Source organism: Paenibacillus sp. FSL H3-0321 (assembly GCF_038002865.1).
GTDB lineage: Bacteria > Bacillota > Bacilli > Paenibacillales > Paenibacillaceae > Paenibacillus_AQ.
The window spans coordinates 2297251-2311246 of record NZ_JBBODH010000001.1; the positions used below are offsets into that span (position 1 = coordinate 2297251).

General features: G+C 50.8%; 13 protein-coding genes. All 13 read right to left on the reverse strand.

Annotated elements, in window-relative coordinates:
* Nucleotides 1-205 precede the first annotated feature (205 nt).
* Nucleotides 206-3298 (reverse strand): isoleucine--tRNA ligase, encoded by a 3093-nt coding sequence (ileS, locus tag MHI45_RS10180; RefSeq protein WP_341119039.1) that lies wholly within the window; start codon nt 3296-3298, stop codon nt 206-208.
* A gap of 1071 nt (nt 3299-4369) precedes the next feature.
* The gene (locus MHI45_RS10185) at nt 4370-4855 is read right to left on the reverse strand and encodes a DivIVA domain-containing protein (protein ID WP_038595344.1); all 486 of its coding nucleotides are present in this window, start codon (nt 4853-4855) and stop codon (nt 4370-4372) included.
* 274 nt (nt 4856-5129) lie between these two features.
* On the reverse strand, nt 5130-5912 hold the full coding sequence (locus MHI45_RS10190; protein WP_038600456.1) for a YlmH family RNA-binding protein: 783 nt from the start codon (nt 5910-5912) through the stop codon (nt 5130-5132).
* Nucleotides 5913-5916: 4 nt separating this feature from the next.
* Nucleotides 5917-6186 (reverse strand): YggT family protein, encoded by a 270-nt coding sequence (locus MHI45_RS10195; protein WP_038595345.1) that lies wholly within the window; start codon nt 6184-6186, stop codon nt 5917-5919.
* A gap of 7 nt (nt 6187-6193) precedes the next feature.
* A complete protein-coding gene (locus MHI45_RS10200) occupies nt 6194-6637 on the reverse strand; it encodes a cell division protein SepF (RefSeq protein WP_038595346.1) in 444 nt (147 codons plus the stop codon).
* The gene (locus MHI45_RS10205; RefSeq protein ID WP_340899754.1) at nt 6637-7329 is read right to left on the reverse strand and encodes a YggS family pyridoxal phosphate-dependent enzyme; all 693 of its coding nucleotides are present in this window, start codon (nt 7327-7329) and stop codon (nt 6637-6639) included. The genes MHI45_RS10200 and MHI45_RS10205 overlap by 1 nt, the downstream gene beginning before the upstream one ends.
* Before the next feature lie 9 nt (nt 7330-7338).
* Entirely contained in the window at nt 7339-8196 is an 858-nt protein-coding gene (gene pgeF, locus MHI45_RS10210; protein ID WP_340896975.1) for a peptidoglycan editing factor PgeF, read from the reverse strand.
* A gap of 166 nt (nt 8197-8362) precedes the next feature.
* Nucleotides 8363-8674: a YlmC/YmxH family sporulation protein gene (locus MHI45_RS10215; RefSeq protein ID WP_038600462.1), complete on the reverse strand. Its 312-nt coding sequence runs from the start codon at nt 8672-8674 to the stop codon at nt 8363-8365.
* A gap of 194 nt (nt 8675-8868) precedes the next feature.
* On the reverse strand, nt 8869-9651 hold the full coding sequence (gene sigG, locus MHI45_RS10220; RefSeq protein ID WP_038595349.1) for an RNA polymerase sporulation sigma factor SigG: 783 nt from the start codon (nt 9649-9651) through the stop codon (nt 8869-8871).
* Nucleotides 9652-9729: 78 nt separating this feature from the next.
* Nucleotides 9730-10449 carry an RNA polymerase sporulation sigma factor SigE gene (sigE, locus tag MHI45_RS10225; protein WP_038595351.1) on the reverse strand — a complete coding sequence of 240 codons (720 nt, stop codon included), beginning with the start codon at nt 10447-10449 and terminating at the stop codon, nt 9730-9732.
* A 127-nt stretch (nt 10450-10576) separates the two neighbouring features.
* Complete coding sequence (spoIIGA, locus tag MHI45_RS10230) at nt 10577-11524, reverse strand: sigma-E processing peptidase SpoIIGA (RefSeq protein WP_340896974.1); 948 nt, start codon at nt 11522-11524, stop codon at nt 10577-10579.
* Nucleotides 11525-11754: 230 nt separating this feature from the next.
* Nucleotides 11755-12711, reverse strand: a complete 957-nt coding sequence (locus tag MHI45_RS10235; protein WP_341119040.1) for an Rpn family recombination-promoting nuclease/putative transposase — start codon at nt 12709-12711, stop codon at nt 11755-11757.
* Between the two features lie 121 nt (nt 12712-12832).
* Nucleotides 12833-13945 carry a cell division protein FtsZ gene (gene ftsZ, locus MHI45_RS10240; RefSeq protein ID WP_340896972.1) on the reverse strand — a complete coding sequence of 371 codons (1113 nt, stop codon included), beginning with the start codon at nt 13943-13945 and terminating at the stop codon, nt 12833-12835.
* Nucleotides 13946-13996: the final 51 nt, after the last annotated feature.

The following is a 13996-nucleotide window of genomic DNA, read 5'->3' on the forward strand; positions in this document are numbered from 1 at the left end:
ACGGGGCTCGTCATTTTGCGCATAAATATAAGGTTCTCAGTAAAGATCCTCATATTTCCGCAGAAACGGCTTCCTGATTAGCGGTACACATACCACCATTCTCGAAAACCCCTGCCCTATGCTAAAGGCCTGGACGTTTCTTCTTATGCCGCTAGTATATGTCATTTGGAGACAAGCGATACGGGGATCAGCATTTAGCTTCTCTTTAGGCTCCGATATGGATACCAATGGATCTGCCGCCGGCATCCACCGATTCAAATGGATGCGCTCCGTCAAACTCAACGGTAGTCACTAGCACATTTTCACGCAATACATGTTCAAAAGCAGTCACTGCCGCTTTCAGCTCATCATCCAGCTGCAGCGTGAGCGCAATCCGTTTCTCGATCGCCAGATCCAGGCGTTTGCGGTAATCCTGCACTGCACGGACAATTTCGCGGACCCAGCCCTCCTGCTCAAGTTCAGGAGTGATTTCCGTGTTCAGTGCTACCGTGAGCCCGTAACCGGAAGCTGATGCAAAACCCGGTTTGGCCTGCTTCTCAACAAGCAGCTCCTCGGCAGTAATCTGCAGCTCTTCCCCTTCCGGCGACACGATGGCAATCACGCCGTCCTGTACCGCTTTGCGGGTAGCGTCACTGTCCATCCCTTTCAGGTAGCCTTGCAGGAAGCCTACGCTCTTGCCGTATTTTTTACCGGCTACCTTCAGGTTCAGCTTCAGCGTAAAATCAACAAACCCGCTGTCGCTGTTCTCCAGCACAATTCCCTTGACATTGATTTCATCCTTGATGATCTCTTCATAATCCGTTACATCAAAGCTGCCGTCCAGGGAAACGATCAGCTCGGACAGCGGCTGGCGTGTCTTGATGCCAGTCTCGTTGCGCACGTTGCGGGCAAGCTCGACAATGCCTCTGGCACTCTCCATATCCCGCTCCAGCTCAAGATCGATCAGACTCTCGTCGGCAGCCGGATAATCCGCCAAATGTACGCTTTCCCCGCCGCCAAGGTTGGTATAGATATCTTCCGACAGCATCGGTGTGAACGGTGCCATCAGCGTAGCCGTTGTGAGCAGCACATGTGTCAGCGTACGGTAAGCGTCCAGCTTCTCTTCGCCAAGCCCGCTTCCCCAGAACCGGTCGCGTGAGCGGCGGATATACCAGTTACTCAGTTCATCCACGAAGTTCTCAATCGCTTTGGACGAATTAACGAAGTCGTTGATGGCGAGGCCTTTTTCCACAACTAGAATCAGACTGTTCAAGCGGGAGAGAATCCAGCGGTCGAGCTTATGTCCGGATACCTTGAAAGGATGCTCTGCAGGGTCGTACCCGTCAATACCGGCATAAAGCGTCAGGAACGCGTGCGTGTTGACCAGCGTATCCACAACCTTGGATTTGGTCTCCCCGACCAGACCGCGCGAGAAACGTTTGTTATTCCACGGCGCACTGTCGGACAGAATTGCCCAGCGGAAGGCATCGGTGCCGTATTCGTTCATGATTTCCCAAGGGTCAATGACGTTGCCTTTGGATTTGGACATTTTTTGGCCGTTCTCATCGAAGATGTGGCCGTGGGCAATAACTGCCTTGTAAGGCGCTTTGCCCTTGAACAACGTCGATACCGCAAGCAGGCTGTAGAACCAGCCGCGTGTCTGGTCAATTCCTTCACAGATCATATCTGCCGGATACTGGTCGGCGAATCTGTCTTCATTCTCGAACGGATAGTGGCTTTGGGCAAACGGCATCGAGCCGCTGTCAAACCATACGTCGATGACCTCAGATGTACGCACCATCACGCCGCCTTCGCTGAACGGGCTGCGCAGCTTGATGTTGTCTACATATGGCTTATGCAGCTCGATATCCTCAGCGACTTCGCCGATCGCCATCGAGCGGAGTTCAGCGATGCTGTGCGGCGCAAATTCTTTGCCTGTGTCCTGGCAAACCCAAACATTCAGCGGTGTGCCCCAGTAGCGGTTGCGGCTGATATTCCAGTCCACCAGCTCTTCCAGGAACTTGCCGAAGCGGCCTTCACGCACATGGTCAGGATACCAGTCTACGCTGTTGTTGTTGGCGATCAGCTGATCTTTGATCGCTGTCGTTTTGATGAACCAGCTGTCTGTCGCATAATACAGCAGCGGAGAATCGCAGCGCCAGCAGAACGGATAGCTGTGCTCGTATTTCTCTTTATTGTACAGCAGCCCTTTTTCGGACAGCACCTTGATGATATCTAAATCGCAATCTTTCACAAACCGTCCGGCAAAATCACTTACCACGTCAGTATATTTACCGGAAGTATCCACCACATTGACAAAGCTGATGCCGTTGTCGCGGCAGCTCTTATAGTCATCCTCACCATGTGCCGGAGCCATATGCACGATCCCGGTACCGCTGGAATCCGTTACGAAGGATGCACCAACGATCACATTATGTTTCTCCGCCTGAATATAGCTAAACGGCGGGGTATAGCTTTGACCGATAAATTCAGAGCCTTTATGCGTTGAAAGAACCGTATACTCCCCTTTCAGCACCTCTTCCACGAGGTTCTTGGCCAGCACGTATACGCAGTCTTCCTGCTGCGCACGGACATATTCCATCTCCGGGTTCATTGCCAGCGCCATATGCGCCGGAAGCGTCCAAGGGGTGGTCGTCCAGGCCAGCACATAGTCGCCGCTGCCATCCAGCTTGAACTTGGCCGTTGCACTGAGGTCCTTCACCGTCTTATAACCCTGCGCCACTTCATGGGAGCTCAGCGTTGTCTGGCAGCTCGGACAGTACGGGCTGACGCGGTGTCCGCGGTACAGCAGACCTTTCTCATGCACCGTAGCCAGGATGTTCCACACGCTTTCGATGTACGTATTATCCAACGTCACATACGGGTTATCCAGATCGGTCCAATAGCCGATAGCTTCCGTGAACTCACGCCACTGCTTCTCGTAGCCGAACACGCTCTGTTTGCACTCTTTGATGAACTTCTCCACGCCGTACTCTTCAATTTCCTGCTTGCCGGAGATTCCGAGTTTCTTCTGCACGCCGAGTTCAACCGGCAGGCCGTGAGTGTCCCAGCCCGCTTTGCGCACAACGCGGTACCCCTTCATCGTCTGGTAGCGGCCGATGAAATCCTTGATGACCCGGCCCAGCACATGCCCGATATGCGGTACGCCGTTAGCTGTTGGAGGTCCTTCATAGAACACATAGTTCGGACGGCCCTCACGGTTCTCCATGGATCTGCGGAACGTATTCTCATCGCTCCATTTCTTCAGAATGCGGACATCTCTTGCCCGCGCTTTTTCTCTGACATCTACTTTTTGCATTGCTGGTCAATCCTTCCTTGGTTTAGTCTATAAAGCTGCTCGATCCCCCTAAATCCCCCTTAGCCAAGGGGGACCCCGAGGGCCCCGGCCCTCTGGACACCCGGAATATTGTCTAAACTCCAGGGAGAGGTGGATGTAGAGTTCATTTTGGTGTTGTCCCCGCTTGTCGCCGCAAGCGGCCCGCTTTACCTCAAACACGCTAGGCGCGCAGCCCGCTCGCAGGCTTTGCTCTTGCCTTTGCCCTTGCCCTTGCCTTGGGCCCCCGGCCCGCGATCCCGTCAGGGCAGCGCTGGGTCGGGTTGCCCCCGCGGCGGGGCGCAGCCGCCGCAAGCTGTCTTTGCCCTTGCTCTTGCCTTGGGCCCCCGGCCCGCGATCCCGTTAGGGCAGCGCTGGGCCGGGGTGCCCCGCGGCGGGGCGCAGCCGCCGCAAGCCGTCTTTGCTTTTGCTCTTGAGCAGGAAAGGCCCCGCAGGCGTACCCGCCAGGGGAGCCTAAGAAGGGCCGCTCCCCCGTCGAACAAATCCCTACCCGTCCGCGGACGCCACTCTCTACACAATGCCCTTGTTGCGGGTGTCCAGAGGGCGGCCAGCCCTTGGGGTCCCCCTTGGAAAGGGGGATTTAGGGGGATCGCACCCCGCAACAACAAAAACGAGCGCCATCCCGCCCCCTAAGGGGCGAGACGACGCTCGCGATACCACCCTAATTCTGCGCTTCACGCACATCCTCAGGGGGAGTGTATTCAGCACAATCTCAGTTCCGCGCAGACAATCTAAACGCACGGGTCCGGGATAACGTCCGGCAGACGGCTAAACTTACGCACGAATTAACGCTTCAGCTCAGCTTCTAGGGGAAGATCTTCCGGCAAGGTGTGAACAATCGGCTCGCAGCAAACACCGACTCTCTGGAGAACGTAACCTTATCGTACTTGTCCCGTCATCGAATGATTATGGTACAGATATGTTTTAGTTATAGACGTTTTAAGACAAAATGTCAATATTCATAACCACGGTATAGCAGTGGCCGGAAAACAAGAGATATTCATCTCTCATGATATGCTCAGCTTTATTAGAAGGTTAAAGCACGTTCTCGCTGACTTCTCGGCTCTCCAGGGCATTCCAATCATCCTGTGACAGCAGTTCAAGCTGTGCTTCGACGAGAGTCCGGAAACGGGTGCGGTAGATAGAGGCTTGCTTGCGCAATTCTTCCGTCTCAATCGCTACTTTCCGGGATTTGGATAACGCTTCGTTGATAATCCGGTCAGCGTTCTTTTCCGCTTCCTTGATAATCAGCTGTGACTCCTTTTTGGAGTTGTTCTTGACATCATCTGCTGCTTCCTGTGCGACGATGATTGTCTTGGACAAGCTTTCTTCAATATTCACAAAATGATCAAGGCGCTCTTGAATAGACAATAGCTGATTGTGCAGCTCCTTGTTCTCACGAATGACACTTTCGTAATCCTTGATTACCTGATCCAGAAATTCGTTGACCTCGTCTTCATCATAACCGCGGATTCTCCGGGAGAATTCCTTGTTATGTATATCGAGCGGCGTTAATGGCATGCTGTGCACCTCCTAGAAATTTCGGACCTCTTATGCCCATAAAACATAATTTGTCCCGGCAGACAAAGAAGAAAGACTGTACTTTAAGAAGAAACGAACATACCCGCCTGGATAAAGCGGCAAGTGTTTCTGCAAGAAAAATAAGGCTGGTTATCATTCCGAATGCCGTTTAAGGATCCGCCTCTTCTACAAGTATCGGCGCCCAGCTTTCAAAATGTTTGCTTCCCTAGAGATAATGAATTTCGACAAGCAAATCCGGATTCCTGCAAACGATTCAGACAAATTTGCCAACCTGAACCCGGTAACGGCCTTTTTTCGTCAAACTTCCGATCTCCAGAACCTTAAAACGGCCAAAACCTTGAATGGAGACCATATCGCCGTCTTTAAGTCCACAGGAGGGGTCTTCCTCCACCTTCCAGTTCACCCGGACCCTTCCGGCTTTGATCGGGGCAAGTATCTTGCTCCGGCTGAGCCGGGTCACATCCGCAGCGATCCCATCAAGCCGCAAGGAAGCCACAGTCAACTCCATGATCTCAAGCTTAACCTCACTGCTCCGCAAGCCGGACAATGGCAGTATCTCTGTGCTGACATTAATCCGGTGTACTCCGGTTAAATTCACGTCCAGGAAATTAGCGATATCCGCTGCCACTACAACATGACAGCCATCCTCAAGCACATGAATATCACCGATTTTGCCTCTTTTGATGCCCAGTCCAAGAATTGAACCCATATAATCGCCATGCTCCAAAGCCAAAAACTTCTGTTCCCCGGAGGTGATGGCAAGCACCTTGAGTTCCATATCTTCTTCTGAAAGGTCACGGTAATCTGGTGCCACCATTGCCCGTTTCCGCTCAGCATTTTCTGAGCCGCCCTCCCATCTTATAGTAACATCGGGATGACGGTTCACAAGACTCTGCAGAATATAACTCTGACGGGGATCGAGAAATTCAGTCAGCTTGAGCTCATGATACTCTCCTGCATGAGTGACCCATTCCCAGGCCTTGTCCACAAATTGCCGTTCGTCAGGGTGAAAATGACCATAGATTTCATTCTTCATGTCATTAACGGAAGAGCAGGCCCACAATGGAGTGCACGCCGCCTTCCGCAAATTGAAGCACAATCAGCGCGATGATCGGGGAAATATCCAGCGTTCCGAACAGCGGCGGAATAATCCGGCGGAATGGACTCAGAAAAGGCTCCACGAGCTTGCCGAGCAGCTCTCCGATGAAATTGTCACGGACATTGGGCAGCCAGGACATGAGGATATAGAAGAAAATCATGTAGTAGTAGATCTTGAAAAGTAAATTAATAATTAAATCGATTTGGGACAAAGCCCGTTCACCTCATTCTGTTGTAGTCTTGATCGTCACCCAGAATTTCCGTTATGGAACCTTGAATTTCGACCGTATCCGGTGTGCACATAAATATATTGCCCCCAATTTTGGAGATTCCTCCACCCAGGGCATAAACAGTTCCGCTGAGAAAATCAATAATCCGCATTGCCTGGTCATTCCGCACGCGCTGCAAATTAATTACGACTGTGCGGTGCGAACGGAGATGGTCGGCAATTTCCTGAGCTTCGTCATAAGAACGGGGCTCATAAAGCACTACCTTCACATTTTTTTGCGAATGGATACTGACGACGTTGGCCCGCTGGTTTTTACGGTTTTCTACAGGGGCGGGCTCGTATTCATCCTCTTCACGGGAAATCTGCTCCCGCTCCACAATCTCCTCTTCCTCCTGCAAGCCCAAAAAGCTCATAAACCGGTTCATCACGCCCATCAAGCTCCCTCCTCATGACCTACTAATACCGTTCCCAGGCGCACCCAGGTGGCTCCTTCCTGTATCGCCACTTCAAAATCATTCGACATTCCCATCGACAGCTCTTGTATAGGCTCAGGTGTCAAAGCTAGCAGATTGAGCGCATCGCGCAGTTCGCGGAGTCCGCGAAAGACCGGGCGGGTAAGCTCGGGGTCCCCTTCATAAGGCGCCATCGTCATAAGGCCGATTACTTTCACACGATGCAGAGGAGCGATTTCACGCAAAAATTCAGGTACCGCTTCAGGAGGTAAACCAAATTTCGTATCTTCTCCCGAGATATTAACCTGAAGGAAGACGTTTACGTCTATACCGGCGGCCTCAGCCTTCTTGTGCAATTCCTGTGCCAGCGATAACCGGTCCAAAGAGTGTATATATTGAAATTTGCCGATAACGTCCTTTACCTTATTGGTCTGCAAATGACCGATGAAATGCCATGTACCTTTGTTGCCCAGGGCGTTCCATTTATGTTCGGCGTTCTGCCAGCGGCTTTCAGCAATGTCCTCAAGACCCGCTTCCAGCACAGCGGATACCGTTTCCAGCGATACATATTTCGTCACTGCGATAACCTTGACGTCACTTGCATCCCTGCCGCTTGCCGCGCAAGCCCGTTCCACACGTTCCTCGACCTCGGCTATTCTTTCTTGCAGTGTCAAACCCAACTTTCAGCTCTCCTTTATTCCGATCCAGCTCGTCATTCTTCCTGTAACTCCGTTTTCCTTGCGGTATGAGAAGAAGAGATCACTGTTACAGCTTGTACACCAAGTTGTACATTCGATATGAGTCGGCAATATTCCTGCTTTAATCATAATGCGTCGATTCATTTCTTTCAAGTTCAGCATGCTTTTGCTGTCATCTGCATCCGACTTTCTGTATAAGACCGGAGCGTTTTCAGCCAAATTCAGTGTGCTAAGTTCATCCTCCAACCGGCGGACATGATTCATTACATAATCATCGACCTCATAACAGCATTCACCGATAGAAGGTCCAATGGCTGTCAGGATATCCTTTGGACGGCTGCCGTAGACCTCACCCATTGTGCTGACCATAGCCCCGGCAATTTCTGCTACAGTCCCTTTCCAGCCCGCATGCGCAAGACCGGCCACCTGCTGCAAAGGATCATAGAAATATAGCGGCACACAGTCCGCATAAAAGGAAGTCAGCAGCACCCCCGGCACATTGGTCAGCAGCCCATCAGTGGACTGAAAGGCGCTTGCTCTGTCCAGATTGCCGTATCCTTGGTTCTCTTTGGTAACAACCGCAATATTTTTCCCATGAGTTTGTTCCCCGCATGTCCATGAATCCAGTGTAAAACCGAGACTCTCGGCGAGCATCCTCCGGTTGCTGATCACATCTTCCACATCATCGCCGACATGAAGAGCACAGTTGAAGCTGTCATACGGCGCCTTGCCCGCACCACCTTGTCTTCCTGTAAAGCCGGCAGTAATTTGGGCATGTGCTGAACACCACGGCTCCAGATGAAGCTGCACAGGCGTTCTGTCGATTTGTACGAACGGTTCCATCTTCTCACCTCCGCCTAAGTGTACCACAAGACCTCCCCATAAAGTGTTGTTAAGACCTCGAAGCTTACTCAAGTACTTTTCAAAACCCCCGAACAATCTCCCGGTTATGGGCTGTACTTCTTACATAAGCTCTATACCCGTTTCCGCCAAAAAAAGACGCACCCGGTTAATATGTGCGCCTTTCACTGCGGTCTCCCCGTTCCAAATACATCGTTTCCCGCTCTTCCTGACCTTGGGGCATTCTGGACTCCTCTATCTTTACGAGCACAACATCAGCACCAATCTTAACGATATTCCTCCAGGGAATGATCAAATCAGCGCCACCTCCAAAGAGCCCCATAAAGCGTGTATACCCGGGCACAATGATTGCGTCAATGACTCCGCGGCGCAGATCGAGCTCCAGATCACTGATTTGCCCAAGCCGCTTGCCATCAACAATATTAATGACATCCTTGGTCTGAAAATCGGAGATTTTCATTTTTTTGCCTGTGCCTATTGAATCCTCGTTCACCTCGCCACCCCTGTACTTTCAGACATATAGTCCAATATATGTTGTTCGGGCTTGGCAACATGCAATGCAATATATATTTTCCAATACAGTTCTACATACAAAGGGGTATCCAGAAGGGTTTATAGCCTCCTGGATACCCCTGGTTCATCTATCGCTGTTACTCAGGTCTTCACATGCTTTTGCATTTGCTGGATGGCCGATTTCTCAAGTCTGGAAACCTGGGCTTGAGAGATCCCAATCTCATCGGCGACCTCCATCTGGGTCTTGCCCTCGAAGAAACGCATGGACAATATCCGCTTCTCGCGCTGGCCCAGTTTGCGCATCGCTTCCCGCAATGCAATTTCCTCAATCCAAGAGACATCTTTATTCTTATCGTCGCTAATCTGGTCCATCACATAAATCGGGTCCCCGCCGTCATGGTAGATTGGCTCGAACAAGGAGACCGGGTCCTGGATGGCGTCTAAAGCAAAAACCACATCTTCTTTCGGAACTCCCAGCGCCTCGGAAATTTCAAAAATCGTCGGCTCCCGGGAATTCTGGTTCGTCAGACTGTCACGCACCTGAAGCGCCTTATATGCGATATCCCTGAGCGAGCGTGATACCCGAATCGGGTTATTATCGCGCAGATACCGGCGGATTTCACCGATAATCATCGGCACCGCATAGGTGGAGAACTTCACATTTTGCGATAAATCAAAATTATCGATGGCTTTCATCAATCCGATGCAGCCTACCTGGAACAGATCGTCAACGAACTCTCCCCGATTATTGAACCTTTGAATAACACTAAGAACGAGTCTAAGGTTACCATTTACCAATTTCTCTCTGGCGGATCGCTCGCCCTGCTGCTGCAGCGAAGTGAACAGCTCCCGCATTTCCACGTTTGTTAGAACGGGCAGCTTGCTGGTGTCCACACCGCAAATCTCGACTTTATTTCGGGTCATGATGATTTACCTCCCAAGGAGAAACATTACTGTACATTATCTCCCCGGTCCGGCATTTTATTCCTTGCTGATTTATGCTTACACCATCTTGTTAAACTCCTTGCGCAGCCGCTTGATAATTCTTTTTTCCAGACGCGAAATATAGGATTGGGAAATACCCAGCAGGTCGGCCACATCCTTTTGCGTTTTTTCTTCTCCCCCACGCAGTCCAAATCTTAGCTCCATAATCAGGCGTTCCCGCTCACTCAGCTTCTCCAGCGCCTTCTGCAGCAGCTTCCGGTCCACTTGCTCTTCGATGTTCCGGTAAATGGTGTCGTTCTCGGTGCCAAGCACATCGGAGAGAAGCAGTTCGTTGCCGTCCCAGTCAATATTTAGCGGTTCATCAAAGGACACCTCACTCCGTGTCTTGCTGTTGCGCCGCAAATACATCAGTATCTCATTTTCGATGCAGCGTGAGGCATAGGTAGCCAATTTGATTTTTTTCTCTGGATCAAACGTATTGACCGCCTTGATTAGTCCAATGGCCCCGATAGAGACAAGATCTTCAATGTTGATGCCGGTGTTCTCAAATTTCCGGGCAATGTACACAACGAGCCGCAGGTTGCGCTCAATCAGCATAGCCCGGACTGCCGCATCGCCGCTGGACAGCCGCTGCAGCAAATACTCCTCCTCTTCCCTCGTCAAGGGAGGAGGCAGCGCCTCGCTTCCACCGATATAATAAATTTCCTGGCTTTTCAGCCCCAGCAGAAACAGCATGCGGTAATATTGCAGTTGCAGCGCTAACTTCCATTTGACCATTCTTGTTCCTCCTCCAAGAAGTACACAGTAACCCTGTGATATTTCTTATCCCATCCATTTTCCTGCTGCCCTGCCCCAATTCCCTTTGTCCGATTTTAGGATTGAAATGCCAAATGCTTCTGCGTTATCAGCATGGCAGCGCCGCGTCAGCAGCCTGTTCTCTTTGGGCGAGGTCAGGATGTATGACCGCCCGGTACGCGCCGTCTCCCGACAGTGTCCCGCCATCCAGCCCGATGAGCACTCTTTTGCTGTAAAAGGTCTCCTCACCCAGCTGTATCTTCACAAGATCCGGCTTCAGCGCAAGCATAAAGGATGAACCACGGTTGATGCCCCTATAAGGGACAAGCCGCATCCTGTCCTGCCAGGCAAAAGACTGCCCGTCCGTTTCCAGCAGAAGGGTGTCTGCGCTCGTCTGTGTCAGCCTCCCTTTCCATGAAGCAGGCAGATGGCCTTCCCAGAGCGACGCTTCCATCACCATTACCGGAATCCGCGTCAACGGATCACTGAGCCGGTTCCCTGTATCCAGCAGCCCTGGACAGACCACAGTTACGCCGTCAATTTCCACAGTTACCTCACCAATGTACGATTCGAGCTGCTCCCTGCGGACCCGTGAAGAATGGAAGAGCTTAAAGAGGAGCAGTACCAGCGGTAAGACCGCAAGCACAAACCAGAAACCGATCTTCATCCGGTATGCTTGGCCTCCTGAAGAGGTAAACAGAATACCGTTCCAGATGTCGCCTGAGCTCTGCAACAAATAGTGAATACCTACAATGCCGCCGGCTGCTGCAAAATTAATAATATAAAAGGCCCCCAACACGCGGAGGTAGCTTTGCAGACTCCTGAATCCAAAGGCAATCCACAGCATGACTACCGACAATCCGAACTTAATGAGGAAGGTATAGAGAAAAGACAGCTCCGGTACGAACATCATCACTACATAAAGCGCGCCAACCAGCGCGGAGAGCGCCAGTCTCCACCAGGAGACCTTAAGTTTGACCAGCCAGCCTGTCAGCCATAGAAGAATGCCATCGATCAGCAGATTGGCAGCGAAAATCAAGTCAATATAAACTACCAATGCATTCACCTGCCTAAGGGCTGCTATCTATCCTCAAGGCCGGGGATCAGGCTCTCTTTTTGGACGATAAGATTAGTATAGGAACTCTCGCATTCAAAGTCTGTCTAAACTTGGGGGGCGTTCTTGAGGTTTTTTTGTCGAGTTATAGCGTGAAGCATATAAATTCTTTTATTTTCAAAAAAGCCAGCCTCTAAATCTAAAGGCTGACTTCACAATTCCTATTCTTAAATTCACTTCATAGACTCTAATTCTTCATCTGTAAGACCCGTTGCCGTTCGGATCGCATGATAGTCCAGTCCCATCGCAAGCAGATTTCTTGCCACTTCCAATCTGGCTTCTAATTTCCCCTCTAATTTCCCTTCTAATTTCCCTTCTAACTTTCCTTCTAACTTCCCTTCCAGCTTGCCTTCCGCCTTACCTTCCTCTATACCCGCAGCTCTTCCTACCGCTCTTCCCTCAGCCAATCCTTTGGCAAAGCCCTCTGTAAGCGCCCCGTCTCTTTGCGAAGCCTCATCCAGCAAAAACTTCTGGCGGGCTTCATACTTCATGCGGGCCTCCTCATCCTGGCTCAGGAATTGCAGCGTATCCATTGCCTTTTTCAAGACAGGCTCATTCATGCTAAGCACCTCCCAATTCGAATCGTCTATTCCTTTCAGAAACAGCAGCCAATTGACCAAACCGCCTTCACCGGGAACAGGCGTATGCTCCAGCTTCGGCAGCTCCAAGAAATGAATTTCAATATCGTCTGCGAGCGGAGTTCCATTCCTATCTTCCCGCAGATGAAACACACTATGAGTATGCTCATTGGGCAAAACTTTATAATTTAATATATTGATGGTCACACACTTTTTGAGATCCTTATACTTGCCCGTCTCCTGCAGTTGGCCCGAATATCGTTTGCTCCAGTAATAGAGCGTGCGCTTCTCAATATCGTATTTATTAAACAGCTGCATTTCAATATTGATCAACTTGCCTTCCTCGGTCTTGGCCCATATGTCGAATATCGATTGCTTATCCAGCGGATCATCCTTATCCGTGTATGGATTCAACAGCACCACTTCATTCAGCGGAGGTTCCCCTGCATCCGAAAAAATCCCGTTAAGAAAAGCCAACAGCACATCCTTATTGCCCTCACTTGCAAAAATACGTTTAAATACAAAATCAACCCGGGGATCAAGCAGTTTCATTGTATCCTCTCCCGCTACTAGTATTATAACAGCCGATAAACCAAAAAACACCGTATCCACCCATAGCTGATCGCTAGGGAGATACGGTGCTTCCGTAAATCTATTACACTATACTATTTTATTAGTCGTTATTGCCGCGTGTACGGTTGCGCAGGAATGTTGGAATGTCTAGCTGGTCTGAGGCCGTCTGATTGCCAAACGGACGCAGATTGGCATTCTTATCCGGCGCAGCAGGTTCGCTGCTCGCCGATGGACGGCGGGCTGGAGCAACAGGTGAAGGTTTGTGTTCAAAGCCGGTAGCGATTACCGTAACTTTGATTTCATCCTTCATGCTTTCCTCAATGATGGCACCAAAGATCATATTCACTTCAGGATCTGAAGCAGAGGTAACGATCTCGGCTGCTTCATTCACCTCATACAGGGAAAGGTTTGAACCACCTGTAATGTTCATGATCACGCCGCGGGCACCTTCAATGGAGGTCTCCAGGAGCGGACTCATGATCGCTTTGCGGGCCGCCTCCGAAGCACGGTTCTCGCCGGTGGCAATACCGATACCCATAAGAGCGGATCCGCGTTCTGTCATAATGGTCTTCACATCGGCAAAGTCAAGGTTAATCAGACCCGGAACAGCAATCAGGTCGGAAATGCCCTGTACCGCTTGACGGAGCACGTTGTCCGCTTCGCGGAAAGCTTCCAGCATCGGTGTTTTCTTATCAACAATTTCCAGCAGGCGATCATTCGGAATAACGATTAGGGTATCTACTTTTTCTTTCAGTGCTTCGATACCCAGTTCTGCCTGGTTGGAACGTTTTCTTCCTTCAAAAGTAAACGGACGGGTTACAACACCCACCGTCAGCGCTCCGCATTCTCTGGCGATTTCAGCAATCACAGGCGCTGCGCCTGTACCGGTGCCGCCGCCCATACCAGCGGTAACAAATACCATGTCCGCGCCTTTAAGGGTATTTGAAATCAGATCACGGGACTCCTCGGCCGCTTTCTTGCCCACCTCAGGATTGGCACCCGCGCCAAGACCCCGGGTCAGCTTGTCCCCAATTTGCAGTTTATGCTCCGATTTGGCCATATGCAGCGCTTGGGCATCTGTATTAACTGTGATGAATTCCACACCCTGAACGCCATTTTCAATCATCCGGTTGACAGCATTGCTACCGCCGCCGCCCACGCCGATGACCTTTATTTGCGCCAAGCTCTCCATTTCAAAATCAAATTCCAACATATTGTTCCATCTCCCCCTCAATGTGCTTGGATGGCCAGTCCAAGTATATCT

What these genes read in the sequence shown, in the direction of transcription:
- sigE (WP_038595351.1), bottom strand. Translation starts at nt 10,449, where the DNA reads ATGGTCAAATGGAAGTTAGCGCTGCAACTGCAATATTACCGCATGCTG.
- MHI45_RS10200 (WP_038595346.1), bottom strand. Translation starts at nt 6,637, where the DNA reads ATGGGCGTGATGAACCGGTTTATGAGCTTTTTGGGCTTGCAGGAGGAA.
- MHI45_RS10185 (WP_038595344.1), bottom strand. Translation starts at nt 4,855, where the DNA reads ATGCCATTAACGCCGCTCGATATACATAACAAGGAATTCTCCCGGAGA.
- MHI45_RS10215 (WP_038600462.1), bottom strand. Translation starts at nt 8,674, where the DNA reads ATGAAAATCTCCGATTTTCAGACCAAGGATGTCATTAATATTGTTGAT.
- pgeF (WP_340896975.1), bottom strand. Translation starts at nt 8,196, where the DNA reads ATGGAACCGTTCGTACAAATCGACAGAACGCCTGTGCAGCTTCATCTG.
- MHI45_RS10190 (WP_038600456.1), bottom strand. Translation starts at nt 5,912, where the DNA reads ATGAAGAATGAAATCTATGGTCATTTTCACCCTGACGAACGGCAATTT.
- sigG (WP_038595349.1), bottom strand. Translation starts at nt 9,651, where the DNA reads ATGACCCGAAATAAAGTCGAGATTTGCGGTGTGGACACCAGCAAGCTG.
- ftsZ (WP_340896972.1), bottom strand. Translation starts at nt 13,945, where the DNA reads ATGTTGGAATTTGATTTTGAAATGGAGAGCTTGGCGCAAATAAAGGTC.
- ileS (WP_341119039.1), bottom strand. Translation starts at nt 3,298, where the DNA reads ATGCAAAAAGTAGATGTCAGAGAAAAAGCGCGGGCAAGAGATGTCCGC.
- MHI45_RS10235 (WP_341119040.1), bottom strand. Translation starts at nt 12,711, where the DNA reads ATGAAACTGCTTGATCCCCGGGTTGATTTTGTATTTAAACGTATTTTT.